This is a genomic window from Xanthobacter tagetidis (assembly GCF_003667445.1).
Taxonomy (GTDB): domain Bacteria; phylum Pseudomonadota; class Alphaproteobacteria; order Rhizobiales; family Xanthobacteraceae; genus Xanthobacter; species Xanthobacter tagetidis.
This window is the reverse complement of sequence record NZ_RCTF01000001.1, coordinates 50231-74881: the sequence shown is the minus strand read 5'-3', so window position 1 is coordinate 74881 and position 24651 is coordinate 50231. Positions and strand designations below refer to the sequence as shown.

General features: G+C 69.0%; 22 protein-coding genes and 1 tRNA gene. 13 read left to right on the top strand and 10 right to left on the bottom strand.

Annotation, left to right across the window (positions count from 1 at the left end):
• Positions 1-341 precede the first annotated feature (341 nt).
• The 4 genes from D9R14_RS00305 to D9R14_RS00290 all read left to right on the top strand — a co-directional run bounded on the left by D9R14_RS00305 (position 342) and on the right by D9R14_RS00290 (position 4443).
• A complete protein-coding gene (locus D9R14_RS00305) occupies positions 342-887 on the top strand; it encodes a TRAP transporter small permease (protein ID WP_121621307.1) in 546 nt (181 codons plus the stop codon).
• Between the two features lie 4 nt (positions 888-891).
• Entirely contained in the window at positions 892-2199 is a 1308-nt protein-coding gene (locus D9R14_RS00300) for a TRAP transporter large permease (protein ID WP_121621306.1), read from the top strand.
• A 61-nt stretch (positions 2200-2260) separates the two neighbouring features.
• Positions 2261-3235 (top strand): TRAP transporter substrate-binding protein, encoded by a 975-nt coding sequence (locus D9R14_RS00295; protein WP_394010215.1) that lies wholly within the window; start codon positions 2261-2263, stop codon positions 3233-3235.
• A gap of 206 nt (positions 3236-3441) precedes the next feature.
• Positions 3442-4443: an endonuclease/exonuclease/phosphatase family protein gene (locus D9R14_RS00290; protein WP_121621305.1), complete on the top strand. Its 1002-nt coding sequence runs from the start codon at positions 3442-3444 to the stop codon at positions 4441-4443.
• An 11-nt stretch (positions 4444-4454) separates the two neighbouring features.
• Here D9R14_RS00290 and D9R14_RS00285 read toward each other — a convergent pair whose 3' ends face one another.
• The 3 genes from D9R14_RS00285 to D9R14_RS00275 form a co-directional block, all read right to left on the bottom strand.
• Positions 4455-5273, bottom strand: a complete 819-nt coding sequence (locus tag D9R14_RS00285; RefSeq protein ID WP_121621304.1) for a WYL domain-containing protein — start codon at positions 5271-5273, stop codon at positions 4455-4457.
• Between the two features lie 142 nt (positions 5274-5415).
• On the bottom strand, positions 5416-5700 hold the full coding sequence (locus D9R14_RS00280) for an HdeA/HdeB family chaperone (protein WP_121621303.1): 285 nt from the start codon (positions 5698-5700) through the stop codon (positions 5416-5418).
• A 348-nt stretch (positions 5701-6048) separates the two neighbouring features.
• Positions 6049-6123, bottom strand: a tRNA-Thr gene (locus tag D9R14_RS00275).
• 323 nt (positions 6124-6446) lie between these two features.
• On the opposite strand from D9R14_RS00275, the gene D9R14_RS00270 reads away from it, so the two are divergent.
• From D9R14_RS00270 to D9R14_RS00260, 3 genes are read left to right on the top strand one after another with little or no spacing between them, the layout of a single operon-like run.
• Positions 6447-7613 (top strand): ABC transporter ATP-binding protein, encoded by a 1167-nt coding sequence (locus D9R14_RS00270; protein ID WP_121621302.1) that lies wholly within the window; start codon positions 6447-6449, stop codon positions 7611-7613.
• 12 nt (positions 7614-7625) lie between these two features.
• A complete protein-coding gene (locus D9R14_RS00265; protein ID WP_121621301.1) occupies positions 7626-8543 on the top strand; it encodes an ABC transporter permease subunit in 918 nt (305 codons plus the stop codon).
• Positions 8540-9358, top strand: coding sequence for an ABC transporter permease (locus tag D9R14_RS00260; protein ID WP_121621300.1), 819 nt, complete (start codon positions 8540-8542; stop codon positions 9356-9358). The genes D9R14_RS00265 and D9R14_RS00260 overlap by 4 nt, the downstream gene beginning before the upstream one ends.
• A gap of 179 nt (positions 9359-9537) precedes the next feature.
• Here the strand turns inward: D9R14_RS00260 and D9R14_RS00255 are convergent, their stop codons facing one another.
• Positions 9538-10371: a universal stress protein gene (locus tag D9R14_RS00255; RefSeq protein WP_121621756.1), complete on the bottom strand. Its 834-nt coding sequence runs from the start codon at positions 10369-10371 to the stop codon at positions 9538-9540.
• A 299-nt stretch (positions 10372-10670) separates the two neighbouring features.
• Here D9R14_RS00255 and D9R14_RS00250 point away from each other — a divergent pair, with 299 nt between their 5' ends.
• The 3 genes from D9R14_RS00250 (at position 10671) to D9R14_RS00240 (ending at position 13174) form a co-directional block, all read left to right on the top strand.
• Positions 10671-11741, top strand: a complete 1071-nt coding sequence (locus D9R14_RS00250; RefSeq protein ID WP_121621299.1) for a glycosyltransferase family 2 protein — start codon at positions 10671-10673, stop codon at positions 11739-11741.
• Positions 11738-12541, top strand: a complete 804-nt coding sequence (locus D9R14_RS00245) for a ChbG/HpnK family deacetylase (RefSeq protein WP_121621298.1) — start codon at positions 11738-11740, stop codon at positions 12539-12541. Before D9R14_RS00250 ends, D9R14_RS00245 begins: the two co-directional genes overlap by 4 nt.
• 159 nt (positions 12542-12700) lie before the next feature.
• Entirely contained in the window at positions 12701-13174 is a 474-nt protein-coding gene (locus D9R14_RS00240; RefSeq protein ID WP_245420441.1) for an HPP family protein, read from the top strand.
• Positions 13175-13179: 5 nt separating this feature from the next.
• Here D9R14_RS00240 and clcA read toward each other — a convergent pair whose 3' ends face one another.
• The 5 genes from clcA to D9R14_RS00215 form a co-directional block, all read right to left on the bottom strand.
• Positions 13180-14547, bottom strand: coding sequence for a H(+)/Cl(-) exchange transporter ClcA (gene clcA, locus D9R14_RS00235; RefSeq protein ID WP_121621296.1), 1368 nt, complete (start codon positions 14545-14547; stop codon positions 13180-13182).
• A 98-nt stretch (positions 14548-14645) separates the two neighbouring features.
• Positions 14646-16385, bottom strand: coding sequence for an ABC transporter ATP-binding protein/permease (locus D9R14_RS00230; RefSeq protein WP_121621295.1), 1740 nt, complete (start codon positions 16383-16385; stop codon positions 14646-14648).
• A gap of 148 nt (positions 16386-16533) precedes the next feature.
• The gene (locus D9R14_RS00225; RefSeq protein WP_121621294.1) at positions 16534-17199 is read right to left on the bottom strand and encodes an SOS response-associated peptidase; all 666 of its coding nucleotides are present in this window, start codon (positions 17197-17199) and stop codon (positions 16534-16536) included.
• Between the two features lie 41 nt (positions 17200-17240).
• A complete protein-coding gene (locus D9R14_RS00220) occupies positions 17241-18155 on the bottom strand; it encodes an MBL fold metallo-hydrolase (protein WP_121621293.1) in 915 nt (304 codons plus the stop codon).
• Positions 18156-18381: 226 nt separating this feature from the next.
• Positions 18382-19110, bottom strand: coding sequence for an outer membrane protein (locus D9R14_RS00215; RefSeq protein WP_121621292.1), 729 nt, complete (start codon positions 19108-19110; stop codon positions 18382-18384).
• 484 nt (positions 19111-19594) lie between these two features.
• Here D9R14_RS00215 and D9R14_RS00210 point away from each other — a divergent pair, with 484 nt between their 5' ends.
• Positions 19595-19924 (top strand): hypothetical protein, encoded by a 330-nt coding sequence (locus D9R14_RS00210; protein WP_245420439.1) that lies wholly within the window; start codon positions 19595-19597, stop codon positions 19922-19924.
• Positions 19925-20384: 460 nt separating this feature from the next.
• Positions 20385-20654, top strand: a complete 270-nt coding sequence (locus D9R14_RS00205; protein WP_394096730.1) for a hypothetical protein — start codon at positions 20385-20387, stop codon at positions 20652-20654.
• 116 nt (positions 20655-20770) lie between these two features.
• Here the strand turns inward: D9R14_RS00205 and D9R14_RS00200 are convergent, their stop codons facing one another.
• Positions 20771-22687 (bottom strand): propionyl-CoA synthetase, encoded by a 1917-nt coding sequence (locus tag D9R14_RS00200; protein ID WP_121621289.1) that lies wholly within the window; start codon positions 22685-22687, stop codon positions 20771-20773.
• 326 nt (positions 22688-23013) lie between these two features.
• On the opposite strand from D9R14_RS00200, the gene D9R14_RS00195 reads away from it, so the two are divergent.
• Complete coding sequence (locus D9R14_RS00195; RefSeq protein WP_121621288.1) at positions 23014-24642, top strand: acyl-CoA synthetase; 1629 nt, start codon at positions 23014-23016, stop codon at positions 24640-24642.
• Positions 24643-24651 lie beyond the last annotated feature (9 nt).

Here is a 24651-nt window from a genome sequence, read left to right as displayed (position 1 = left end):
TGAGAACCGGCGGCCCCATGGGTGCAAGCGGGCGCTGACCGGGCGCATGCCTCTGCCTCCGCAGCCCGGCGGTGGCCATGGCGTTGGCTCGGGATTTGCTACACTCTGCGGTGGCGCGCGCGGCCCGATTGGTGCGGCAGGCGAGACGGGAGAGGGGACCTCATGGGAGTGATCGTCGCGCCGCTCGGTTCTTGCGGGTCGGATTTCCGCCACCCGCTTGCCTGCTCCCCATTTTCATCCCACCCGTTTTCTCCCCACCAGATCTCCCGCCGCCCATCTTCTCGCCGCCCATTTTCTCGCCCCGTGTGCCCGCCCGCGCGGCACGCCGGCCGGAGCCGCCCATGATCCGCCGCCTGCTGGATGGCCTGTATCTCGCCGCCGGATGGCTGGCGGGCCTGTTCCTCATCTCCATCTTCGTGCTGATGATGCTGCTCTCCATCGGGCGCATCGTCGGCTTCAACATTCCCTCCGGCGACGACTTCGTCGCCTGGGCCATGGCGGCGAGCGCCTTCCTCGGCCTTGCCCACACCTTCCGCTCCGGCGAGCTGATCCGGGTCGGCCTCGTCACCGACCGGCTCAGGGGCCGCGCCAAGCGGGTGGTGGAGCTGGGCTGCCTCGTCATCGGCACGCTCACCGTGGGCTATTTCGCCTGGAACGCGGTGATCCTGAACTGGGACAGCTACCGCTTCGACGACATCTCGCAGGGGGTCGTCGCCGTGCCGCTCTGGCTGCCGCAGCTCGGCTATTCCGTCGGCCTCGTGATGCTCGCCATCGCCTTCGCCGACGAACTGGTCCACGCGCTCAGGGGCGGTGAGCCGCGCTACGAGAAGCCGCCGCCGGCCTCGGCCGAGGAAGTGGTCGAGCGTGCCATGCAGAGCGGGGTCTAGCATCATGGAGATGATCGAGATCTCCGGCCTGCTGCTCCTCCTCCTGTTCGTGCTGCTCGCCGGCGGCGTGTGGATCGCCGTCGCATTGCTGGTGGTGGGCTTCGTTGGCATGCAGTTCGTCGGCGGCGGCATCCCCGCCGGGGCGGTGCTCGCCACCACCATCTGGGGCAATTCCGCCTCCTGGACGCTGGCCGCCCTGCCGCTGTTCGTGTGGATGGGCGAGATCCTGTTCCGCACCCGCCTTTCCGACGAGATGTTCCGCGGCCTCGCCCCCTGGCTCAACTGGCTGCCGGGCCGGCTGATGCACGTGAACGTCATTGCCTGCGGCCTGTTCGGCTCGGTGTCCGGCTCCTCGGCCGCCACCTGCGCCACGGTCGCCAAGATCGCGCTGCCGGAATTGAAGAAGCGCGGCTATGACGAGAAGGTCAGCCTCGGCTCGCTGGCGGGCGCCGGCACGCTCGGCATTCTCATCCCGCCCTCGATCACCATGGTGGTCTATGCGGTGGCGGCGAACGTCTCCATCATCCAGGTATTCCTCGCCGGCTTCCTGCCCGGCTTCCTGGTGATGGCGCTCTATTCCGGCTACATCATCGTCTGGTCGCTGCTGAACCCGTCGAAGACGCCGCCCGCCGACCCGCCCATGCCGTGGCGCGAGAAGCTGAAGGAATCGGCGAACCTCATCCCGGTCAGCCTGCTCATCATCTTCGTCTTCGCCTCGCTGCTGCTCGGCTGGGCCACCGCCACCGAATGCGCCGCCTGGGGCGTGGCCGGCTCGCTTGCCATCGCCTGGTGGCAGGGCGCGCTCTCCTGGCCCGCCTTCTGGGCCTCGGTGATGGGGGCGACGCGGCTCACCTGCATGATCATGCTGATCCTCGCGGGCGCCTCCTTCATGTCCACCTCCATGGCCTATACCGGCATCCCGGTGGCGCTGGCCCAATGGGTGGACAGCCTGCATCTGTCGCCCTACGCGCTGATCGCCGCGCTCACCGTCATGTACATCCTGCTCGGCGCCGCGCTCGACGGGCTTTCCATGATCGTGCTGACCACCTCGGTGGTGATCCCCATGATCAAGACCGCGGGCTTCGATCCTATCTGGTTCGGCATCTTCCTGGTGCTGGTGGTGGAGATGGCCGAGGTCTCGCCGCCCGTGGGCTTCAACCTGTTCGTGCTGCAGACCATGTCGGGCAAGGATTCGAACACGGTGGCGCTCGCCGCGCTGCCATTCTTCTTTCTTCTCGTTGCGGCAGTCGCCATCATCACTGTGTTCCCGCAGATCGTCATGGTGCTGCCGGAGCTTGCCTACGGACAATGAGGCCCCCGCTGTGCGGGGCCTCGCCGGATCTGGATCAACCCGAAGGAGACGTTCGATGTCCTTGTTGATGCGCACCCTCGGCCCGGTCATCGCGGCGGGGGCCCTGGCATTTGCGGCGCCCGCCATGGCGCAGACCAAGTGGAACCTGCCGTCCGCCTATCCCGCCGACAACCTGCACTCCGAGAACCTCGCCCAGTTTGCGAAGGACGTGGAGGCGGCGAGCGGCGGCAAGCTCACCATCACGCTCCACCCCAACGCCTCGCTGTTCAAGGCGCCGGAGATCAAGCGCGCGGTGCAGACCGGGCAGGCCCAGGCGGGCGAGGTGCTGATCTCGCTGCACGAGAACGAGGACCCGATCTTCGGCGTCGACGTGGTGCCGTTCCTCGCCACCTCGTTCGAGGCCTCCAAGAAGCTGTGGGCTGCCTCCCGCGCCGCGGTCGAGAAGAAGCTCGCCTCCCAGGGCATCAAGGTGCTCTACGCCATGCCGTGGCCGCCGCAGGGCCTGTTCTCCAAGACCGCGGTGGAGAAGGTGGAGGACCTCAAGGGCGCTAAGTGGCGCGCCTACAATGCCGGCACCTCCCGCATCGGCGAGGCAGTCGGCGCCCAGGCGGTCACCGTGCAGCAGGCGGAACTCGCCCAGGCGCTCGCCACCGGCACCGTGACCGCGCTCATCACCTCCTCGGCCACCGGCACGGACGTGAAGATCTGGGAGAGCATCCCCTATTTCTACGACATCCAGGCCTGGCTGCCGAAGAACGTGGTGTTCGTGAACCAGGCCGCCTTCGACGCCCTCGACAAGCCCACGCAGGAGGCGGTGCTGAAGGCCGCCGCCGCTGCCGAGGAGCGCGGCTGGGCGCTCGCCGAGACCAAGACCAAGCAGTATATGGACCAGCTCTCGGCCAAGGGCATGAAGCTCGCGCCGCCCAGCCCCGAGCTGAAGGCCGGCTTCGAGAAGGTGGGCACCACCCTCACCGACGCCTGGCTCGCCAAGGCCGGCGACAGCGGCAAGGCGGTGATCGACGCCTACAAGAAGTAGGATCAGCGCCCGGCCCGGCAGACGCACTCCGCCTGCCGGGTCCATGCCCCGCAACCGGGCCGCAGCGGCACCCGCGCCGAGCAGCTCCGCTCGGCGTCTTCGAGCTTGCTTTCGCCCTTATTGCAGACAGATTGCCCCATGATGCTGCAATGCAGCGACCGTGACGTGGCCGGACGGAATTCGTGGGAGCTGGCGTGAGCGTGAGCATGTCCATATCGCCCGTGCGGCGCCTCGGCCTTTCCGGCCTGATCGTCCACGGCGTCCTGGTGCTGCTGACGCTGGTCTCGGCCGGCACGCTGTTCGCGCAATGGGTCTGGCCGGCGGATCTGCTCACCTTCTTCCGCCCGCATCTGTTCGTCGCGAGCCTCGCCGGTCTCGCGCTCGCGCTTCTCGCCCGCCGAAGGCTGGCGGTCCTGGCGGCAGGCGCGATCGTGCTGTTCAATCTGTGGCCGCTCGCGGTCTCCTCCGTGCCCGCAGCCCCGCCCGCCGCAGCCGGGGCGCCCACGGTGCGCATCATGTCGGCGAACCTGCTTTACAGTAATCCCCACAAGGCCCTGTTCCGGGCCAGCGTGGACGAGGTGCGCCCCGACATCCTGGTGGTGCAGGAGGACGTGCTCGGCTGGCCGATGGCGCTCGATCGGCTGGACGGCTTTCCCTACAGGGCGTCCGACCTCGACAGCCGCCTCGCCGCCGTCGACGTGCTGAGCCGCCTGCCCATGACCGTCACGCTCATCGACCCCGGGCCGGGCGGGGTGAAGGCGCGGCGGCGGCGGCCGGTGGCGGTGCGCGCCGAGATCCAGGTGGCGCCGGGCGCCCCGCCGCTGGTGGTCTATGCCATCCATCCACCGAGCCCGCGCACCCTGCGCTACTGGCACCGGCGGGCGGCGACGTTTGCGCAGATCGCGCAGCACGTACGCGCCGAGCCGGAGGGCACGCGGGTCGTGGTGGCGGGAGACTGGAATACCCCGCCCTGGTCGCCGCAGTTCGCCCGCTTCATGGATGCGGCGGGGCTCGCTGCCACCGAGGCGCTGCCCTGGCCGCCGTCCACCCGCGTGTTCCTGTTCCGCGGCCGCGAACTGCCCCGCTGGCTCGGCGCGCCGGTGGACCGGCTGGCGGTGAAGGGGGGCGTCGGCACCGATGGCGCGCGCATCGGGCCGGCGTTCGGCTCCGACCACCTGCCGGTCTATGCCGACGTCACCGTGCGGTGAGCCTCAGGGCATCAGCGCACGTGGCGGCCGGTGAGCGCGAAGCAGAAGGCGTCGAGCATGTCCGCCTCCTCGACATTGAGCGCGCCGTCGGCGCTCACCACCTTGAGCCCGGCGCGCAGCAGCACCGAGATTGCGTCGTGCCCGCTCTCCATGAGCGTGTCGATGGCGCCGTCTACGGTCTCCTCGGTCGGCCGCATGCGGGCGATGACGCCGCTCAGGCGCTCGCGCTCGGCGCCGGTGAGGTCGATGCCCTTCTCGGCGCAGGCGCGGTCGCAGAAATAGCTCATCTCCTCCACTTCGGCGGCGTTCATCTCCTTGTCGGCGAGGGAGAGCGCTGCGAGCAGCGGCAGGCCGGCCTGCCGCACGATGGTGCGGATGCGCTCGAAGCGGGCCTCCTCGGGATCGCCGAGGGTGACGTGGATCGCCTCCTTCGGCCAGACGAAGCCGAAGGTGTCGAAGAAGAAGCGGGCCAATGGCTCGCGCGGCGCCCCGTCGAGGTCGGTCACGCCGGTGATGCGGTCCACCCGGAAGGCGCGGGTCGCCTGCCGCTCGTGGCACTTGGCGATCAGGATCGGCACCCCTTCGGGATTGCGCTCCACCGCCCACACCGAGATGCGCCGGTGACTGGGGTGGCCGGCATGGTCCACATAGTCGATGGCGAAGGACTGGCCGTCCGCCGCGTCGCGCATCTGCTCCACCGGGCCGCCGGGCAATTCGTCATGGGGGTCGTCCGCCGGCACGCCGAGGCGGTGCGCCTCGGCATAAGGCGGGGCCGCCTGGGCCTTCACGCGGTCGATGAAGAAGGTCTTGAGCGAGGAGATGGCGTTCATGGTGTGCGCTTCATTGCAGGGCGTTCAAGGTGCGCGTTCCGGAGCCTGTCCTTGATAGCCGGGCGGCGGCCATTGATCCAGCGGGCGCGGCGCCGGGCCCGTGCCGGGCGAAGGGCGGGCGCCGCCGGCGCCCGCCGGCGCCTCACTCGTCGAACACCTTGTCGGCCGCGGTGATGAGGCCGAGCTGCGGGTTGGCCGCGCAGAAGGCGCCGAGTTTCTCGGCATTCTTGACGAACTTGTCGGTGTCGATCACCGGCGGGTCGTCCTCGTCCCGGTAATAGGCGTCGAGCCAGGTGAGGATGAGCGCGATCGTGTCCTTGTCGCTGGTGACGAACTGCTGGCAGGACATGGTGGAGAGGTCCCACTTGCTCGCCGCAGCCGGGCTGAGCCCGGCGATGAGCACCGCCAGGGCAAAAAGGTATCTCATCGGATGTTTCCCCAGATGCACCACGCGGCGCACGGACCCGCAGCCGCGCCGCGCATCATGCGCGCAGGCCGGCAAAAGCGCCATGGAAATAGGCGGTTAGGGAAGGAGTGGCGAAACGCGGTAAGGGGGTGAGGCGGGCTTTCGCCGCGCAGGCCGGCCTCCGCCGAGGTGCTCACGGAGGCATCTCCGACGAGCGCCGGAAACCCTCTCCCCCTCTGGCTCCGCCGCCTGCGATGAGGGCTGACGAGGCTGCCAGCATCATCTGCACTTGCGGACTTAGATTTTGGGCGGGGCCTTGGACAAGAGGCGGAGACCTGCAAAGGTCATAGCGATCGCAACGCTTTGTGCTGGTGCTGCGAGAGAGGATTGAACTCTCGACCTCTCCCTTACCAAGGGAGTGCTCTACCACTGAGCTACCGCAGCGAACCGGTCCGGCGGGGCCGGAGGGCCGGGAAGGGAAAATCATCCCTGCCCGAAAGGCGGGGCGGCGCGCCGTCCCGTCAGGCGGCCTCTCCTGCCACATGCCGGGGGTGGGCGCAAGGGGCAGGGCCGGCGGCGCGCTCTTTGTCCCCGATATGCGCGCGGGCCGGGGCGCGGCGGTGGGGCCGGCCGCGCCGAGAGGAGCCGCGCCGGGGTGGCTGCCAAGCGGGCCGATGCAGCTCGCATTTTGCGCGTGCACAACGCTTGAGCGTTGGCGCGCGGCTTAGTAGCCTCAGTGCAGGCGGTGGCGCCGGGCGGGGATCAGCATGGCTTCGGAGAAGACGCGCAAGGAAACCATCGGCGCCGTGCGGCGTTCGTTCGCCCCCTGGACGGATCCCACGAAGACACCGCTCATCCGGTTCGAGAACGTGGTGAAGCGGTTCGGCGACTTCACCGCCATCAACGACGTCTCGCTCGACATCTACGAGCGGGAGTTCTTCGCGCTGCTCGGCCCGTCCGGCTGCGGCAAGACCACCTTGATGCGCATGCTCGCCGGCTTCGATGAGCCGACCACCGGGCGCGTCACCCTCGCCGGACAGGACCTTGCCGGCGTGCCGCCCTACCGGCGGCCGGTGAACATGATGTTCCAGTCCTACGCGCTGTTCCCGCACATGAACGTCGCCGACAACATCGCCTTCGGCCTGAAGCAGGACAAGATGCCGAAGGCCGACATCGACGCCCGCGTGGAGGAGATGCTCAAGCTCGTCAAGCTCACGCCTTTCGCCAAGCGCAAGCCGCACCAGCTCTCCGGCGGCCAGCGCCAGCGCGTGGCGCTGGCCCGCTCGCTCGCCAAGCGCCCGAAGGTGCTGCTGCTCGACGAGCCGCTCGGGGCGCTCGACAAGAAGCTGCGCGAGGAGACCCAGTTCGAGCTGATGGACCTCCAGATGGAGCTGGGCATGACCTTCCTGATCGTCACCCACGACCAGGAGGAGGCCATGACCGTGGCCGACCGCATCGCCGTCATGAACAACGGCGTGCTGGTGCAGGTGGCGACCCCGGCGGAGATCTACGAGCAGCCGGCCACGCGCTACGTCGCCGACTTCATCGGCGACGTGAACCTGATCGCGTGCAAGGTGCGCTCCTGCCAGGGCGACCAGGCGGTGCTCGTCACGCCCATCACCTCATCGCCCATCCACGTGACCCAGCAGGTGGAGGCCGCCACCGGGGACGAGGCCTGGGTGGCGATCCGGCCCGAGAAGCTGCGCATCACCCTCGACCAGCCCCCGGACATCACCGAGAACTGCTTCGAGGGCACCATCTGGGACATCGGCTATCTGGGCGACCTCTCCATCTACCATGTGGAGCTGCCCTGCGGAACGCGCATCAAGGTGTCCCAGCCCAATCTCTCGCGCATGGTGCAGCGCCCCATCTCCTGGGACGACAAGGTGTGGGTGACGTTCGCGCCCCATGCCGGCGTCGTCCTGACACGCTGAGGGGAGGCGATAGTGGCGCTCGCAAGCGAGAAGGGCTGGGGGCGGGCCGTGGTGGTCGCGCTGCCCTATCTGTGGCTCCTGGCGCTGTTCCTCGCGCCGTTCCTCATCGTCTTCAAGATTTCGCTGTCGCAGGACGTGGTGGCGCAGCCGCCTTATGCGCCGCTGCTCGACCTTTCCGCGGGCTGGCAAGGCATCACGGACTTCCTGTCCCAGCTCTCCTTCGCCAACTACTGGTACGTCCTCGATTTCTCGAACGAGTTCCTGCAGGCCTACGGGTCGAGCCTCATCATCGCGGCGATCTCGACGCTGCTGCTGCTGGCCGCGGGCTATCCGATCGCCTACGGCATGGCGCGCGCCCCGCGCTCGCTTCAGCCGACCCTGCTGATGCTGGTGATCCTGCCGTTCTGGACCTCGTTCCTGATCCGCGTCTATGCCTGGATCGGCATCCTCTCGCCGGAGGGCCTGCTCAACCAGGCGCTGATGGGCCTCGGCGTAATCGACAGCCCGCTGGAGATCCTCAACACCGACCTCGCGGTCTATATCGGCATCGTCTATTCCTACCTGCCCTTCATGGTGCTGCCGCTCTACTCGGCGCTCGAGAAGATGGACATGACGCTGCTCGAGGCCGCCGAAGACCTCGGCTGCCCGCCCTGGAAGGCGTTCTGGACCATCACCTTCCCGCTCTCCTTGCCGGGCGTCGCCGCCGGCGCGCTGCTGTGCTTCATCCCGGCGGTGGGCGAGTTCGTGATTCCCGACCTCCTGGGCGGCTCCGACACCCTCATGATCGGCAAGTCGCTGTGGACCGAGTTCACGGTGAACCGCTCCTGGACCGTGTCGTCGGCGGTGGCCGTGCTGCTGCTGCTGGTGCTGGTGGTGCCGATCGTCATCTACCAGAACATCCAGCAGCGCGAACTGGAGGCGGGGCGATGAGGCGCGGGCTCACCTGGTTCAACGTCAGCTCGATCGCGCTGGGGTTCGCCTTCCTCTACATCCCGATCCTGCTGCTGGTGATCTATTCGTTCAACGACTCGCGCCTGGTGACGGTGTGGGGCGGCTTCTCCACCCGCTGGTACTGGGCGCTGCTGGAGAACGAGCAACTGCTCGACGCCGCCTGGGTGACGCTGCGCGTCGCCTTCGTCTCGGCGTGCGTCGCGACCGTGCTCGGCACCATGGCGGCGCTGGCGCTGACCCGCTACGGCCGGTTCTTCGGCCGCACATTGTTCTCCGGCATGATCTATGCGCCGCTGGTCATGCCCGAGGTCATCACCGGACTGTCGCTGCTGCTGCTGTTCGTGGCGGTGGACTTCGACCGCGGCTTCTGGACCGTGACGCTCGCCCACATCACCTTCACCATGTGCTTCGTGGCGGTGGTGGTGCAGTCGCGCCTCGTCACCTTCGACACCACGCTGGTGGAGGCGGCGCTCGACCTCGGCTCGCCGCCGCTCAAGACCTTCTTCACCATCACCCTGCCGCTGATCCTGCCGGCGGTGATCTCGGGCTTCATGCTGGCGTTCACGCTGTCGCTGGACGACCTCGTCATCGCGAGCTTCACCACCGGGCCGGGTGCCACCACTCTGCCCATGCGCATCTATTCCCAGGTGCGCCTCGGCGTGACGCCGGAGATCAACGCGGTCTGCACCATCCTCATCGCCATCGTCACCGTGGTGGTGATCGCCGCCTCCATCGTCACCAAGCGGGCCGAGAGCCAGCGCCAGGCGGAGGAGCGGGCGGCGATGAAGGGGTGAGGCGGGGGCGCCGGTCGCCGCTTCCCACAATGCCTGCCCCAAGGGCCGCCGGGAAAAGGCACCCGGCGCAGGAAAACCCTCGCCACGGCGCGGTCATGAAAAAGGGAGCCGGCGCGGATCGGCGCCGGCTCCCGGATTCGTCTCGACCTGAAGGTCGCCCAGCCGGTGTGCGCCGGGCCTCAGTGGGCCATCAGCACCGGAACGGTCATGGAGCCCAGGATGTCCCGCGTGACGCCGCCGAGCACCAGCTCGCGCAGGCGGGAATGGCCGTAGCCGCCCATCACCACCAGATCGGCGCCGCGATCGGCGATCTCGTTGAGGATCGCCGACGAGACCGACTCGCCCGAGCCCACCGGCAGGGTGCGCACCACCGCTTCGAGATTGTGGCGGGCGAGATGGCGCACCACCTCCGGGCCCTCCTCGTCGGCGGTCTCGGCATGGGCCTGCACCACGCGCAGCACCTCGACGGTCTTCGCCCGGTGCAGCAGCGGCAGCGATTCGGCCAGCGCGCGCGCGCTGGCGCGCCCGCCGTCCCACGCCACCACCACGCGATCCACCGCGAACGGCGCCTTCTGCACGTAAGGCACCATCAGCACCGCACGGCCGGACTCCATGAGCACGGTCTCGGCGATCACCTCTTCCGGTCCCGGAAGGTCGGGATTGGGCTGGGCCACCACGGTGAGATCATAGAGCCGCGCCATGTGCGCGAAGCTGCCCGCGGCGACGCCGAGAGAGGCGGAGAGCGAGCGCGCGTCGAACGTCACGCCCGCCGCCGCGGCGATCTCCTTGAAGCGCGCGGTGGCCTTGTCGGCCGCAGCCTGGTTCTCGGTCATCTGCGCATCGATGAAGTCCGTGGGCAGCGCGCCCATGTAAAAGGGCGGCACATCGATCTCGTAGGCGATGGACAGACCCGTCATGTGCGCGCCGAAATAGGCGGCGAGGCTTGCCGCGAACTCGCACGCACTGTCCTTCTCCACGCCCTGGGCCAGGTTGACCAGAATGTCCCGGATCATGCGCTTCATCCCCCTCCGTCGCTTCGGCGCCGCGACCATACCCTATTCGCGCCGAAAATCCGCGCGCTTGATGTAGCTCAACAGGATCGGCAAATGAAGACGCGGCCGCCTTGGGGGGAAGGCGACCGCGTCAGATGTGCGATCAATTGGGGGGCAATGACCGCTACAGACAGATAACGGCCGGAGGCGCTTCTGGTTCCGCGGCCGCAAAAAAATCTCGCTGCCCCAATGCAATGTTCCATGTTACCGCAATCCGCCGGTCCCATTGTCTCCGTGGCGGGTTGCAGACTGAGTGTGCCATGACGCCCGATCTCAGCATTGTCGTGCCGCTTTACAACGAGGCGAAGGGCCTCGAAACGTTCCATGCCCGCCTCCTGGGCGCCGCCGAGGCCGAGGCTTCCGCGCGCGGGCTGCGGATTGAAATCGTCTATGTGGACGACGGCAGCCGCGACGGCAGCGCGCGCCTGGCGTCCGGCTTGCCGCCCGGCACGCTCGACGTCCAGGTGGTGGCGCTCTCGCGCAATTTCGGCAAGGAGGCGGCGCTCGCCGCCGGCCTCGACCACGCGCGCGCCGACGCGGTGATGTTCATGGACGGGGACGGCCAGCACCCGCCCGAGATGATCGCCACCTTCCTGCGCCTGTGGAAGGACGAGGGCTACGACGTGCCCTATGCGGTGAAGGCGGACCGGCTCGACGAGCCCCTGAGCCGGCGCCTCTTCGTCAAGACCTTCTATTGGCTCCTGAATTTCGGCGCCGCCACCGACATTCCCGAGGATGCGGCCGACTTCCGCCTGCTCTCCCCGCGCGCCACGGCGGCGCTGCGCCGGATGCCGGAGCGCAACCGCTTCTTCAAGGGACTGTCGAGCTGGGTGGGGTTCCGCCAGGTGGCGGTGCCCTACCGCCCGTCCGCCCGCTCGCACGGCAAGACCTCGTTCAGCCTGCTGCGCCTGCTCGGGCTCTCCATGGAGGGGCTGACCTCGTTCTCGCCCGCCCCGCTGCGCCTCGCCGGCCTGCTCGGTGCCGCCATCGCCGGCTTCGCGCTCATCTTCGGCCTGTCGATCGTGGTCGAGCGGTTCGTCTGGGGCATCCCGGTCCCGGGCTATCCCTCGGTGGTTGTGGGGCTGATGGTGATCGGGGGCACCCAGCTTCTGGTCATGGGCGTGATGGGCGAATACATGGCGCGCATCCTGTCGGAGATCAAAGGCCGGCCGGTCTATTTCGTCGCCGACCATCTGCTGACCCACGGCGCCGGTGCGCAGCACCGCCATGAGCATGAGGCGGGAGCCGGCCACGATCGTTCCTCGGCGCCGGTCCATTCCCATGCGGCCGCAGGCCCACGCGCTACGCCGCCCGCGGGGGAGGACCGGTGAGGCGCATCATCCTGTGTGCGGATGACTATGGGCTCGCCCCCGGTGTCAGCGCCGGAATCCGCGAACTGGTGACGCTCGGCCGCCTCAACGCTACTTCTGTCATGACGGTGTTCGAGGGCTTGCCGGAGGCGGCGCGCGCGCTCGACGCGGCGTGCGCCGGCCGCGCGGTCAGCATCGGGCTCCACGTCACGCTCACCGGCGGCTTCGCGCCGCTGACCGCGTCCGACGCGCGGTTTCCGTCCGTTCCGGGACGGCTGGTGGAAATCCTCACCGGGCGGCTCGACCGCGCGGCGCTCGCCGCCGAGGTGGAAGCCCAGTTCGCCGCCTTCCAGGCGGCCTTCGGCCGGCCGCCGGACCATGTGGACGGGCACCAGCACGTCCATGTTCTGCCGGGGGTGCGGGACGTGGTGATCGCAGCCGCCGCCCGCCATGCGCCGTCCGCCTGGCTGCGCGACGTGCGCCCTGCCGCCGCCGGGTTCGACGGGCCGGGGCTCAAGGCGCGTCTCATCGGCGCGTTCGGCGCCGGCTTCCCCTCCGCGGCGGCGCGCGCGGGCCTGCACACCTCGGGGCGCTTCGCCGGCGCCTATGACTTCTCCGCCGGCGCGGATTTCGCCGCGCTCCTGGCCCGCTTTCTCGCAAGCCTGCCCGAGGGGGGGCTCGCCATGGTCCATCCCGGCCATGTGGATGCGACGCTCACGGCGCGTGACCCGGTGACCGGCCAGCGCGCGCGGGAATACGATCTGCTCGCCTCGGATGCGTTTCCCGCCCTGCTGGCCTCCGCGGGAGTGTGCCTTTTTTGACCGCAGGCGCGGCTTGCCGGCCGTTCGATGCGACTTCACCATTGCCGCCGGCATCGGGTCGGTTCCAGAATAGGGAATGCAGCCTGACCTGATGCTCCGCCTGCGGCCTTCGCCCGACCCGCACCTGCGCGCGCCCTCTGCCTTATGGGGGATGGAAGGGTGAGGCTCGACATGCGGGAAATCGGCACCTGGGTCTGGCGCGGCATCGGCGGGGCGCTGGCGGTGGGCGGCATGGAGATCGCCGCGGATCTCGGCGAGACACCGCTTGCGCTGGTGCCGTTCGCCACCTCGATCGTCGTCGTCATGGGCATGCCCGAGGCGAGCCCGGCCCAGCCGCGGGCCTTGGTGGGGGGCCACCTCGTTTCGGCATTCTGCGGGCTCGCCATGCTGTGGCTGTTCGGGCCGTCCCAGGTGGCCGCGGCCGCGGCGGTGGGGGTCGCCATGGTGGCCATGCGCGTCACCGGCACCATGCACCCGCCGGCAGCCATCAACCCGATCATCATCGTGATCGAGCAGTTGCCGGCGAGCTTCCTGCTGGTGCCGGTCGGCCTCGGCGCGGTGCTGCTCGCGCTGTTCGCGTTCGTCTGGCACAACGCCGCGCATCGGGGCTCCTGGCCGCGCCGCGGAGGCTGACGGCGTCAGTCCCGCCGGACCCGCTGGTCCCAGCCGCCGATGTCGTCCTGCGCATCGGCGGGCGGTGGCACCTGGCCGGCGAGGCGCAGCGTGCGCTCCAGCAGCTGCTCGTAGATCGGCTTGCCGCCCAGCGCCTCGGCGACGAGGTTCGCGAACAGGCAGGTGAAGATCACCGGCAGAAGCAAGGCGTAGGCGCCCGTGAGCTCGGCCACCAGCACCATCCCCACCAGCGGCGCCCGCACGGTGGCGGAGAACAGGCCGCCCATGGCCGCCACCGCAAAGGCCGCCGCCGCCAGCGGCGGCAAGGCGAACACCATGCCGAGCAGCGTGCCGAAGAGCACGCCCACCGCGGTCGCGAGCGCCAGGATCGGTGCGAAAATCCCCCCCGGAATGCCGGTGGAATAGCTCGCCATGGTCATGGCGAAGCGGATGACGACGATGCCGGCCAGCGTCAGCGCCGGCAGGTTCTGCGCCGCGAGCGCCAGAACAAGCTGCTCGCCGCCGCCGGTCGCTTCCGGGCGAAGAACGAGGAGCGGGCCGACGGCGGCCCCCACCACCAGCGGCACCAGATAGGGCGACACTTTCATACCCACGGCGCGCGCGCCGTCGAGGGCAAGGATCAGGCAGCGGTTGAACGCGACGCCCACCACGCCCAGGACCGCGCCCAGCACGATGAAGGCCGGCAGCAGCGCCAGCGGCATTTCCGGCACGTCGAGCCGCAGGTCTGGGCCGGTGCCGCCGATCAGCTCGGTCGCCACCGCGCTCGCGGCCGCGCACAGGATGACGGCGCTGTAGGTGCGGAAGCCGTAGGGGAATTGCCGGCGCGTCTCCTCGATCACGAACAGGATGGCGGCGAGGGGCGCGTTGAAGGCGGCGGCAAGGCCTGCCGCACCGCCCGCGGCAAGCAGGCCGCGCATGTCGCGCGTGCCGAGCTTGGCCGCGTCCGCCACAGCCTTGGCGATGGAGGCGCCCATGTGGATGGTGGGTCCCTCGCGGCCGGCCACGAGGCCGGACCCGAGCGCGAGGACGCCGCCGAAGAACTTCACCGGAAGGATGCGCTTCCAGCGCACCGGCCTCAGCCCTTCGAGCGCGCCCTCGATCTCCTGCACGCCCGATCCCGCGGCCTCAGGCGCGATGAAGCGCACCAGCGCGACCGCGAGCACCACCATGGCCGCCGAGCCGGCGGAGAGCGCGGCGAGCCTCGCGGGTCCTTCCAGGACGCCGTCGAGCAAGGTGTGCCAGCGCGCGGCTGCTTCGACGGCGATGTGAAACAGGGCGCCCACCGTTCCGGCAAGCACGCCCACCAGCGTGGCGAGGGCATAGTAGACCAGATCGCGCGGTGCGCGGTGCGCGCCAGTCGTCTCCTCCGCCAATGGTCCATCGCTCCGCGCAGAACGGCACCGCTCGGGTGGCGGCGCCCCGTACCGTGATTAGCGGAGGAGTGCGCGCCGCCGCAAGCGCGGCGGCGCCGTCAGGCCGACTGGAGCATCGGCGGGCCTGCAGGCCGCAGCGAGCGGGGCGCTTCCAGGCCGTGCAGATGGAGCACCCGGTCGTGCAGCGGCACCAGCGTCGAGCGATGGCCGATGGAGATCACGGTGGCTTCTGGCAGGCGGGCCTTGAGGAGGGCGTAGAGGTCCGCTTCGGCCATCTCGTCGAGGGCCGAGGTGGCCTCGTCCAGCAGCAGCACATCCGGCGCCTGGAGCAGCGCGCGGGCGAATGCGAGGCGCTGCTGCTCGCCGAGCGACAGCTCGTGGGGCCACTGCGCTTCCTCATCGAGGCGCAGAGCGAGGTCCGGCAGGCCCACCGCGCCCAGCGCGGCCTCCTGCTCGCCGCGGGCGAAGGTCCGCGCAGGCTCGGGATAGGTCAGAGCGGCGTCGAGCCGGCCCACCGGCACATAGGGCTTCTGCGGCATCACCAGCAGCCGGTGATGGGAATGCCGCGCGATCTCGCCGCTGCCGTGGGGCCAGATGCCGGCGATGGCGCGCAGCAACGTGGATTTGCCGGCGCCCGAGGGGCCGGTGATGAGCACCCGCTCGCCCGCAGCGATGCTCACGCCGTCCACCTCCATGAGCGCAGCGCCGGAGGGCAGGCGCACGTCGAGGCCGGACAGAGCGAGCGCGCCTCCGGCACCTGCCGCAGCGGCAAAGGCCGGCTCACTGGCGCGCGCCGCCGCCATGGCGCGCTCGAAGCCGGTGAGGCGTTGGACCACCGCGGCCCATTCGGCGAGCTCCACATAGCTCGACACGAAGAAGGAGAAGGCGCCCTGCACCGAGCCGAAGGCCGAGCCGGTCTGCATGAGCTGGCCGAGCTGGATGCCGCCGGAGAAATAGCGCGGCGCCACCACCACATAGGGAAAGATGCTGGAGATCTGGTTGTAGCCGGCGGTGAACCAGGTGAGGCGCTTCTGCGCCCGCATGATCCCGAAGAAGTTGCCCCAGACGCGGGCGAACCGGTCCGACAGGCGCCGCTCCTCCGCCGGGCCGCCGGCGAGCAGCGCGATCTGCTCGCCGTGCTCGCGCACCCGCACGAGGTCGACGCGGAAGTCCGCCTCGTAGCGCTGCTGCTCGAAGTTCAGGCGCACCAGCGGGCGGCCGATCACATGCGCGAGCAGCGTGCCGGCGGCGGAATAGATAAGCGCGGCAAAGAACAGATAGCCGGGAATGCTGACCTCGTGCCCGAACAGGCTGAGCGCCAGAGGCCCGGACAGGCCCCACAGGATGACCGAGAAGGAGACCAGCGACACCGTGGCGCCCAGCAGGCCGACGCCGACGGAGATGGTGCGGCTGACGAACAGTTCCACGTCCTCGGAGATGCGCTGGTCGGGATTGTCGGCGACGTCGCCCTTGAGGCGCAGGCGGTAGTGCACGTCGTCGGCGAGCCACGCGCCGAGATAGCGCTGCGTCAGCCAGCGCCGCCATCGGATCACCAGCCACTGCTTCAGGTAGATCTGGTAGACCGCGACGACGATGGCGCCCGCGGCGATGGCGCAGAACACCAGGAGCTGGGTGCGGAAGGCGGCGAGATCCTTGTCCTGGATCGCGTTGTAGAAGGCGACGTTCCACTCGTTGAGCAGCACGGTGGCATAGACCCAGGCGAGTTCCAGGGCCACCACCGCCCCGAGCAGTCCGAGTGCCACGGCGCGCTCCTCGCTGCGGAAATAGGGCAGCGCCAGACGGCGCACGTCGCCGATCAATGGGGGAAGCTTGCGCACGTCCGGTCTCCGGGAACTGGGATCGAAGCTTGACGGCTCCGTCCCCCGAAGCTTTGCCGGCACCAGGGTGTCCGCATGATGGCGGTTACATGAAATATTGGAAAGGTTTCGCGCGCCTGACCCAAGGTTATGGCGGTTCGCGTGGGCGCTAGATCTTCGCGCGTGGAGGTATTTCGGCGCCGGGTTTTGCTTCCGCGGGATCGACCGGCTGGTGCGCCATCGCGTCGGCGGGGAAGGGGGCGAGGAGGTCGCGCGGGTCGGGATCGTCGAGGAAGCGGGCGACGTCTGCGGGATCGAGGATCACCGGCATGCGTTCGTGCAGCTCTGCCATCATTGGATTGGCGGCGCAGGTGAGCAGCGTGAAGGTGCGCAGCCACTCGCCGCTCGCCGGGTCTTTCCAGCCCTCCCACAGGCCCGCCAGCGCCATGCCGGCCCCGTCCTGCAGGGTGATGAAATGGGGCACCTTGCCGGACGGGCCCTTGGCCCATTCATAAAAGCCCTCGGCCGGCACGACGCAGCGCCGCCGCTTTCTCCAGGCGTCGCGGAAGGAGGGCTTGTCGGCGACGGTCTCGGCGCGGGCATTGATGAGCTTGGCGGCGCCGCTCGGGTCGCGGGACCAGACCGGAACCAGGCCCCAGCGCAGCAGGGACAGGCGCAGGTCGTTCTGCTCCGGATGCCGCCGCAGGACCAGCGCGTCGTCCGTGGGCGCGACGGTCCAGCGGCCCGGCGCATTGGGTAGTGGGACGTCGAGGCTCACGCCATAGACCTGCGCATAGAGGCGCGGCGACAAATGCTGGACGAAGCGCGCGCACATGGCGGCGCCTCAGGCCGGCAGGCGGGGCGGTCGGCCGCCGCTCACGCCGCGATCCTGAACCGGCCGTTGATGGAGGGCGGACCGTCCGTCGCCACCCGCCCGCCCGCCACCAGGTGTTCGAGATGGGCGAGGACCGTGAGCGAGGCGGCGCCGACGAGCCGGGGGTCGAGGCCGATATAGATGCCGCGCACCAGGTCCGGAATGGTCGTCGCGTCGCGGTCCAGCGCCCGCAGGATGGCCGCTTCGCGCGCCCGGCGATGGTCGAGGAAGTCGCGCACATGGGCGGGCGCATCCCGCACCGGGCCGCCGTGGCCGGGCAGGTAAACCTTTTCCGTCCGTGCGGCGAGGCGCTCCAGCGAGGCGATATAGTCGCCCATGGAGCCGTCCGGCGGCGCGACGATGGAGGTCGCCCAGGCCATCACATGGTCGCCGGAGAAGAGGAGGTCCTCCTCCTTCAGCGCGAAGGCGGTGTGGTTCGCGGTATGGCCGGGCGTGGCGATCGCGGTGAGCGTCCAGCCGGCGCCGGCGAGGGTCGCGCCGTCGGCGATCGCGATGTCGGGCCGGAAGTCCATGTCGGCACTGGCATCGAGCCGCGCCCCCTCGCCCACTTCGATGGGGCGCGAGGGGCGGTGCGGCCCCTCGGCCACTGTGACGGCACCGGTGGCGGCGACCACGGCCGGGCAGGCGGGGGAATGGTCGCGATGGGTATGGGTGATGAAGACGTGGGAGACCTCTTCTCCGCGCACCGCGTCGAGCACGGCGGCGATGTGGGCCGGGTCGTCCGGGCCGGGATCGAGGATGGCCACGCTCCCGCGGCCGATGATGTAGGTGCAGGTGCCCGTGAAGGTGAAGGGCGACGGGTTCGGCGCGACGATGCGGCGGACCAGAGGCGAGACGTCCACCACCCGGCCTGAGGGCGCATCGAAGCTGCGGTCGAAGGTGATGTCCTCGCTCATGGCATCCCGGAAGAGTTGAGGCGCGGCTCGCACGCAGGAAAGGCGGCGCCGGGGAGCAGGTCCCTCGGCACGGCGGTCAGGTCCCTAGGCTGGGCCAGATCGCGGCGCAAGGAAAGCCGGACGAAGCCGGCTCCGGGACGGTGCGGACATCCGGGCCAGACGAACTCCGGACAAAGAAAAACCCGCTGCCTTTCGGCAGCGGGTCTTGAACGAAGCGGGGCTTCGATCAGAACTTGTAGTTCACACCGGCCTTGAAGGTGTGGAACTTGGAGTCGTTGCCGACCACCACGCCGGGAGCCACAACCGTGGCGTCCACGTCGCTGTTGCCCAGGTCGACGTAGAGGTATTCGGCCTTGAACGTCCAGTGGTTGGTGATGGCGAACTCGCCACCCGCACCCAGGGTCCAGCCCCAGCTGGTGGAGCTGTCGGAGAACACCGGAACGCCGAGGAAGTTCAGGTTGGTGCCGGTCTTGCCGTAGGCCACACCACCGGTGATGTAGGGCAGGAACCGGTCGATCGCGTAGCCGAGGCGGGCGCGGATCGTGCCGAAGTAGTCCACCGACGAGCCGAAGCTGAGGATCGGCAGGCCGACGATGCTGGCGTCAACCTTGCCCGAGATGTCCGACCACTGCAGGTCGGTCTCGATGCCGAGCACCACGTTGTTGGCGAACTGGTAGTTGTAGCCGATCTGGCCGCCGACGAAGAAGCCGGAAGAGTTCAGGCCGAGGTTCGCCAGCTCGAGGCCCGGGGTGCCCGAGACGAAGCCGAGCGTGTCGTTCACGCTGTAGTTGAACGAGTCGCCGCCGTAGCCGACGTTGGCGCCGATGTAGAAACCGGTCCAGGAGAACACCGGCACGGCAACCGCCTTGACCGGATACTTCGTCGCCAGGTCAGCAGCCGCGGCCGGAGCCGAGAGCGCCGCCAGCGCGACAGTGGCGAGAAGGAACCGCTTCATGAGAAACCCCCTTAAGCTTGGTACAACTGCTTTGCTTTGAACTCGCCAGCCATGCACGCCAAACGAGTCGCTTCGTCCAGTGCCCTCTGTCTAGCAGGGGTGGGGCCAAAAAGCCGTATCATTCCTGCCACACTTGCAACCAAAACGCGGCGACGCTAGCCGTTGAAAACGCACCAAAATACCGCCCCCCAGGGGGGATTTCACAAGCGCATCCGGGGCTACCGCTCCGTCCGGCGAAATGGGGCTTGCACCACCGCCGCTCGTGGCCACTCGCCAAGTGGTTGTGCGGGTTGGCCTGGCGATCGGGCATCGCGATTCGCCCGTGCTTGCCGAGCGCAGGCGAGCCAAGAGGTCTTGCTGTTCCTGGCGCCATGACCGGGCGACCGGAACACGCCCTTCGCTGGCCTGGGCGATTTTCACCGCCGGTTCATGCGCGCTGGCCTAAAGGGGGAGCATGCCGGGTCGTTCCGGCAACGAGGAAGCCATGCGACATCTGCCAGTGATGACCCGCCATGCCGCCGCATCCGCGGCGCTCGCCGCCGCCCTTTGCGCCGGGGGCGCGGCGCCGGCTTCGGCCCAGTCCCGCCCCTATGCGCCCTCCATGAGCTGCAGCGAAGTGGCGGCGCTGGTGCGGGCGAAGGGCGCGGTGCTGCTGTCCACCAGCCCGACCACGTTCGATCGCTATGTGAGCGCGGCCAATTACTGCTCGGTCGGCGAAGTTCTGAAAAATCAGTGGATTGCAACGCGCGACAACCCGCAATGCTTCATCGGCTACACCTGCTTCGTGCCGTCGCGGGACAATTGGGTGCCGTGAGCGTGGGGGGGCAGCGGCCGTGTCGGGTGCCGGCGGCGTCCGGGGAATCCGGCCGGGCGAGGGCATGCCTGCCCTGCCGCTGCGGGAGGTGGTTACATGATAAGTCTGAGGTGCGGGGTCACGAATACTTTAACTTTGCGGTAAGGACTTGTGATCCCCGCCCGCCACGGGCGCCGTGTCCCGCGCATTTTTCTTTGCCCGCGGCGCTGGCCGGAGCGGCCGCGCAGGAAGCGCGAGAGGCCGCACCTGGACCAACCCAGAGCGATCCCGGTGACGGCACCGGGTCGCCGGATCACGCACGCAAGCGATGTGGGGGATCGGATTGGTCCCAGGCCCGTTGCCATGCGTATAGAGAGAGTGCCCCGGGGTGCCCCGTCGGCGCCCCGCGCGGTTGAGGTCTTCGCCGCGAGGGCCGGAGAAGAGGATGACGCCTATGATGGGACGCACCGGGATGTTGAGCGTGGCGCTCCTTGTGGCCAGCATCGGGGCCGCGCACGCGATGACCAAGAGCACGAGCCTGACATGCGCCCAGGCGGCGGAGCTGGTGCAGAAGCGGGGCGCGGTGGTGATGGCGACGTCGCCGACGCTCTATGACCGCTATGTGCGCGACCAGAGCTTCTGCCTCTACGACCAGCAGCTGAGGCCGGAATGGGTGCCGACGCGGGATGTGAAGCAGTGCTATGTCGGCTTCACCTGCTTCGAGCCGTTCCGCGGCGGCGGCCGCAACTGAGGCGGCGACGGCGCGGCGGGAAGCGCTGAGCGTATTCTGAGGGTGCCGGGCCGCAGCGCGGCCCGGGGTGCCTTCGTGTCGCGAAAAGCGGGCGCCGCGCGCGGGCCGCCGCCCGCTCAGCCGATGCCGCGCTCCTTGAGTACGCCCTCGATCTCCTCCAGCACCACCGGATCGTCGATGGTGGCCGGCATGGACCAGGCGTCGTGGTCGGCGATCTTCTTCATGGTGCCGCGCAGGATCTTGCCCGAACGGGTCTTGGGCAGGCGGTTGACGGTGACGGCGAGCTTGAAGGCCGCCACCGGGCCGATACGGTCGCGCACCAGGCCGACCAGTTCCTTCTCGATCACGTCCGGCGCCCGGCGCTCGCCGGCCTTGAGCACCACGAAGCCGCAGGGCACCTCGCCCTTCAGCTCGTCCTTGACGCCGATGACGGCGCATTCCGCCACGTCCGGGTGGGAGGCGATGACCTCCTCCATGCCGCCGGTGGAGAGGCGGTGGCCGGCGACGTTGATGATGTCGTCGGTGCGGCCCATGACGAAGACGTAGCCGTCATCGTCCATGAAGCCGGCATCCGCGGTCTTGTAGTAGCCGGGATAGTCGGCGAGGTAGCTCTCCGTGAAGCGCTCGTCCTGCTGCCACAGCGTCGGCAGGCAGCCGGGGGGCAAAGGCAGCTTGATGACGATCGAGCCCATGGTGCCCGCGGGCACCGGCTTGGCCGCCTCGTCGACGATCTGGACGTCGTAGCCGGGCATGGGCACGGTGGGCGAGCCGAGCTTCACCGGCAAGAGGCCAAGGCCCACCGGGTTGCCGGCGATGGCCCAGCCGGTCTCGGTCTGCCACCAATGGTCCACCACCGGCACGCCGAGCTTCTCCTCGGCCCACTTCACGGTATCGGGATCGGCGCGCTCGCCGGCGAGGAAAAGGGTGCGGAAGTGGCCCATGTCCCGGCCCTGCCTGAAGGTGCAGTCCGGGTCTTCCTTCTTGATCGCCCGCAGCGCGGTCGGGGCGGTGAACAGCGCCACCACCTTGTGCTCCTCGATCACGCGCCAGAAGGCGCCGGGATCGGGCGTGCCCACCGGCTTGCCCTCGTAGACGATGGAGGTGCAGCCCATCAGCAGCGGGGCATAGACGATGTAGGAATGGCCCACCACCCAGCCGATGTCGGAGGCCGCCCAGAACACCTCGCCTGGCGCGATGCCGTAGAGGTTCTCCATGCTCCAGCGCAGCGCCACCATGTGGCCGCCGCTGTCGCGCACCACGCCTTTCGGCTTGCCGGTGGTGCCGGAGGTATAGAGCACGTACAGCGGATCGGTGGCGGCCACCTCAACGCAGTCGGCGCCTTTGCCGGCGGCGCGGGCGGCGGCGCAGCTCGCCGCCCAGTCGAGGTCGCGGCCCTCCACCAGGGTGCACGGCCCCTCCGGCCGCTGGAGCACCAGGCAGCCGTCCGGCTTGAACGCCGACATGGTGATGGCGAGGTCGAGCAGCGGCTTGTAGGCGACCACGCGCGACGGCTCGATGCCGCACGAGGCGGCGAGGATCACCTTCGGCTCGGCGTCCTCGATTCGGGTGGCCAGCTCCTTGGCGGCGAAGCCGCCGAACACCACCGAATGGATGGCGCCGATGCGCGCGCAGGCGAGCATGGCGATCACCGCCTCGCTCACCATGGGCATGTAGATGACCACCCGGTCGCCTTTCTTCACCCCCATGTCCGCGAGGACCGCGCCGAGCACGCGCGTCTCGTCCTGCAGTTCGGCATAGGAGATTGTGCGCTTGGCGCCGGTGACCGGGCTGTCATAGATCAGCGCCGCCTGCGCGCCGCGGCCGGCGGCCACGTGGCGGTCCACCGCATTGTGGCAGGTATTGGCGGAAGCGCCGGAAAACCACCGGCCATAGACGCCCGCATCGGGATCGAACACCGTCGCGGCTGGCCTGATCCAGTCGATGTCCTTCGCCGCCGCGCCCCAGAAGGCGGAAGGGTCGTCGCGCCAGAGGGCATAGGTTTCCGCGTAGCGGCTGGTGCCGGACTGTTGCATGGGCGTTTCCCTCGTCGGCTTGATTTGAGCGGGTTAGAGCCGATCATCTTTTCACAGCGCAAGATCGAAGAAATGCGTACTACGATCGTAGGATACGTGCGAGACCTTCCGGCGTCTCGCCGCGATTGCCTCCGACATCGTGGCTCGGCTAGATTTCGCGCGCCATTGGAGCCCGCTTCATCGACCCGCGCGGCGGAAGACCGCGAAAAGGAGACCGCGGCGGGCTCCCCAGTTCTTCAAGCGAGACGGCTTCGCGTCGCGCCTGGGGCCGACATATGGTCCCGGGAAGCGGCGATACCGCTCCGCCAGCGGCCGAGGGGGGCACCATGTCGGGCACCATCTACGATTTCCATCTGGACCGGACCCCGGCCAACTACCAGCCGCTGACGCCCCTGGGCTTCCTGGAGCGGTCCGCGCGCGTCTTCCCCGACCGCGTGGCCATCGTCCATGGCGTCCTGCGCCGGACCTATGGGGAGTTCTACGACCGCGCCCGGCGCCTCGCCTCGGCGCTCGACAAGCTCGGCATCGGCGTCGGCGACACGGTGGCGGTGATGCTGCCGAACGTGCCGGCCATGCTGGAGGCGCACTACGGCGTGCCCATGACCGGGGCGGTGCTGAACTCGCTCAACACCCGGCTCGACGCCGCCATCCTCGCCTTCACCATCGACCATGGCGAGGCCAAGGTGCTCATCACCGACCGGGAGTTCTCGCCGGTCATGAAGGCGGCGCTCGCCATGGCGGTGAGGAAGCCCATCGTCATCGACTATGACGACCCGGAATTCACCGGCGCGGGCGAGCGCATCGGCACCATGGAATACGAGGATTTCCTCGCCACCGGCGACGCCGAGTTCGCCTGGAAGCCGCCGGCCGATGAATGGGACGCCATCGCCCTCAACTACACGTCCGGCACCACGGGCGATCCCAAGGGCGTCGTCTACCACCATCGCGGCGCGCATCTGCTCGCGGTGGGCAATGTGGTGACCTGCGCTCTCGGCAAGCATCCGGTCTATCTGTGGACGCTGCCCATGTTCCACTGCAACGGCTGGTGCTTCCCCTGGTCGATCACGCTGGTGGCCGGCACCCACGTGTGCCTGCGCCAGGTGCGCGCCAAGGCCATGTTCGACGCCATCGCCGACCACAAGGTCACGCACATGTGCGGGGCGCCCATCGTGATGTCGACCCTGCTCAATGCGCCGGAGGCGGACAAGCGCGCGCTCCCTGGCCGCGTCGAGTTCATCACCGCCGCCGCCCCGCCACCTGAGGCGGTGCTGGCTGCCATGCAGGATGCCGGCTTCAACGTGGTGCACGTCTACGGCCTCACCGAAGTCTATGGCCCGGCGGTGGTGAACGACTGGCACACCGAGTGGGACGATCTGCCGGCCAAGGAGCGGGCGGTGAAGAAGGCGCGCCAGGGCGTGCGCTACGGCGCGCTGGAGGCGCTCGACGTGCTGGACCCGGAGACCATGGTCCCGGTGCCGGCGGACGGCGAGACCCTGGGCGAGGTGATGTTCCGCGGCAACGTGGTGATGAAAGGCTACCTCAAGAACCCTTCGGCCACCGACAAGGCGTTCGAGGGCGGCTGGTTCCACTCGGGCGACCTCGGCGTGAAGCATCCCGACGGCTACATCCAGCTCAAGGACCGCTCCAAGGACATCATCATCTCCGGCGGCGAGAACATCTCCTCCATCGAGGTGGAGGACGCGCTCTACAAGCACCCCGCGGTGGCGGCGGCGGCGGTGGTGGCCAAGCCCGACGAGAAATGGGGCGAGACCCCGGTTGCCTTCGTGGAACTGCGGGAAGGGGTGAGCGCCACCGCCGAGGAACTGATGGCCCACTGCCGCCAGCAGCTCGCGAGCTACAAGTGCCCGCGCCTCATCGTGTTCGCGGAGATCCCCAAGACCTCCACCGGCAAGATCCAGAAGTTCCGCCTGCGCGAGATGGCCAAGGAGGCCTGAGCCGAGCCG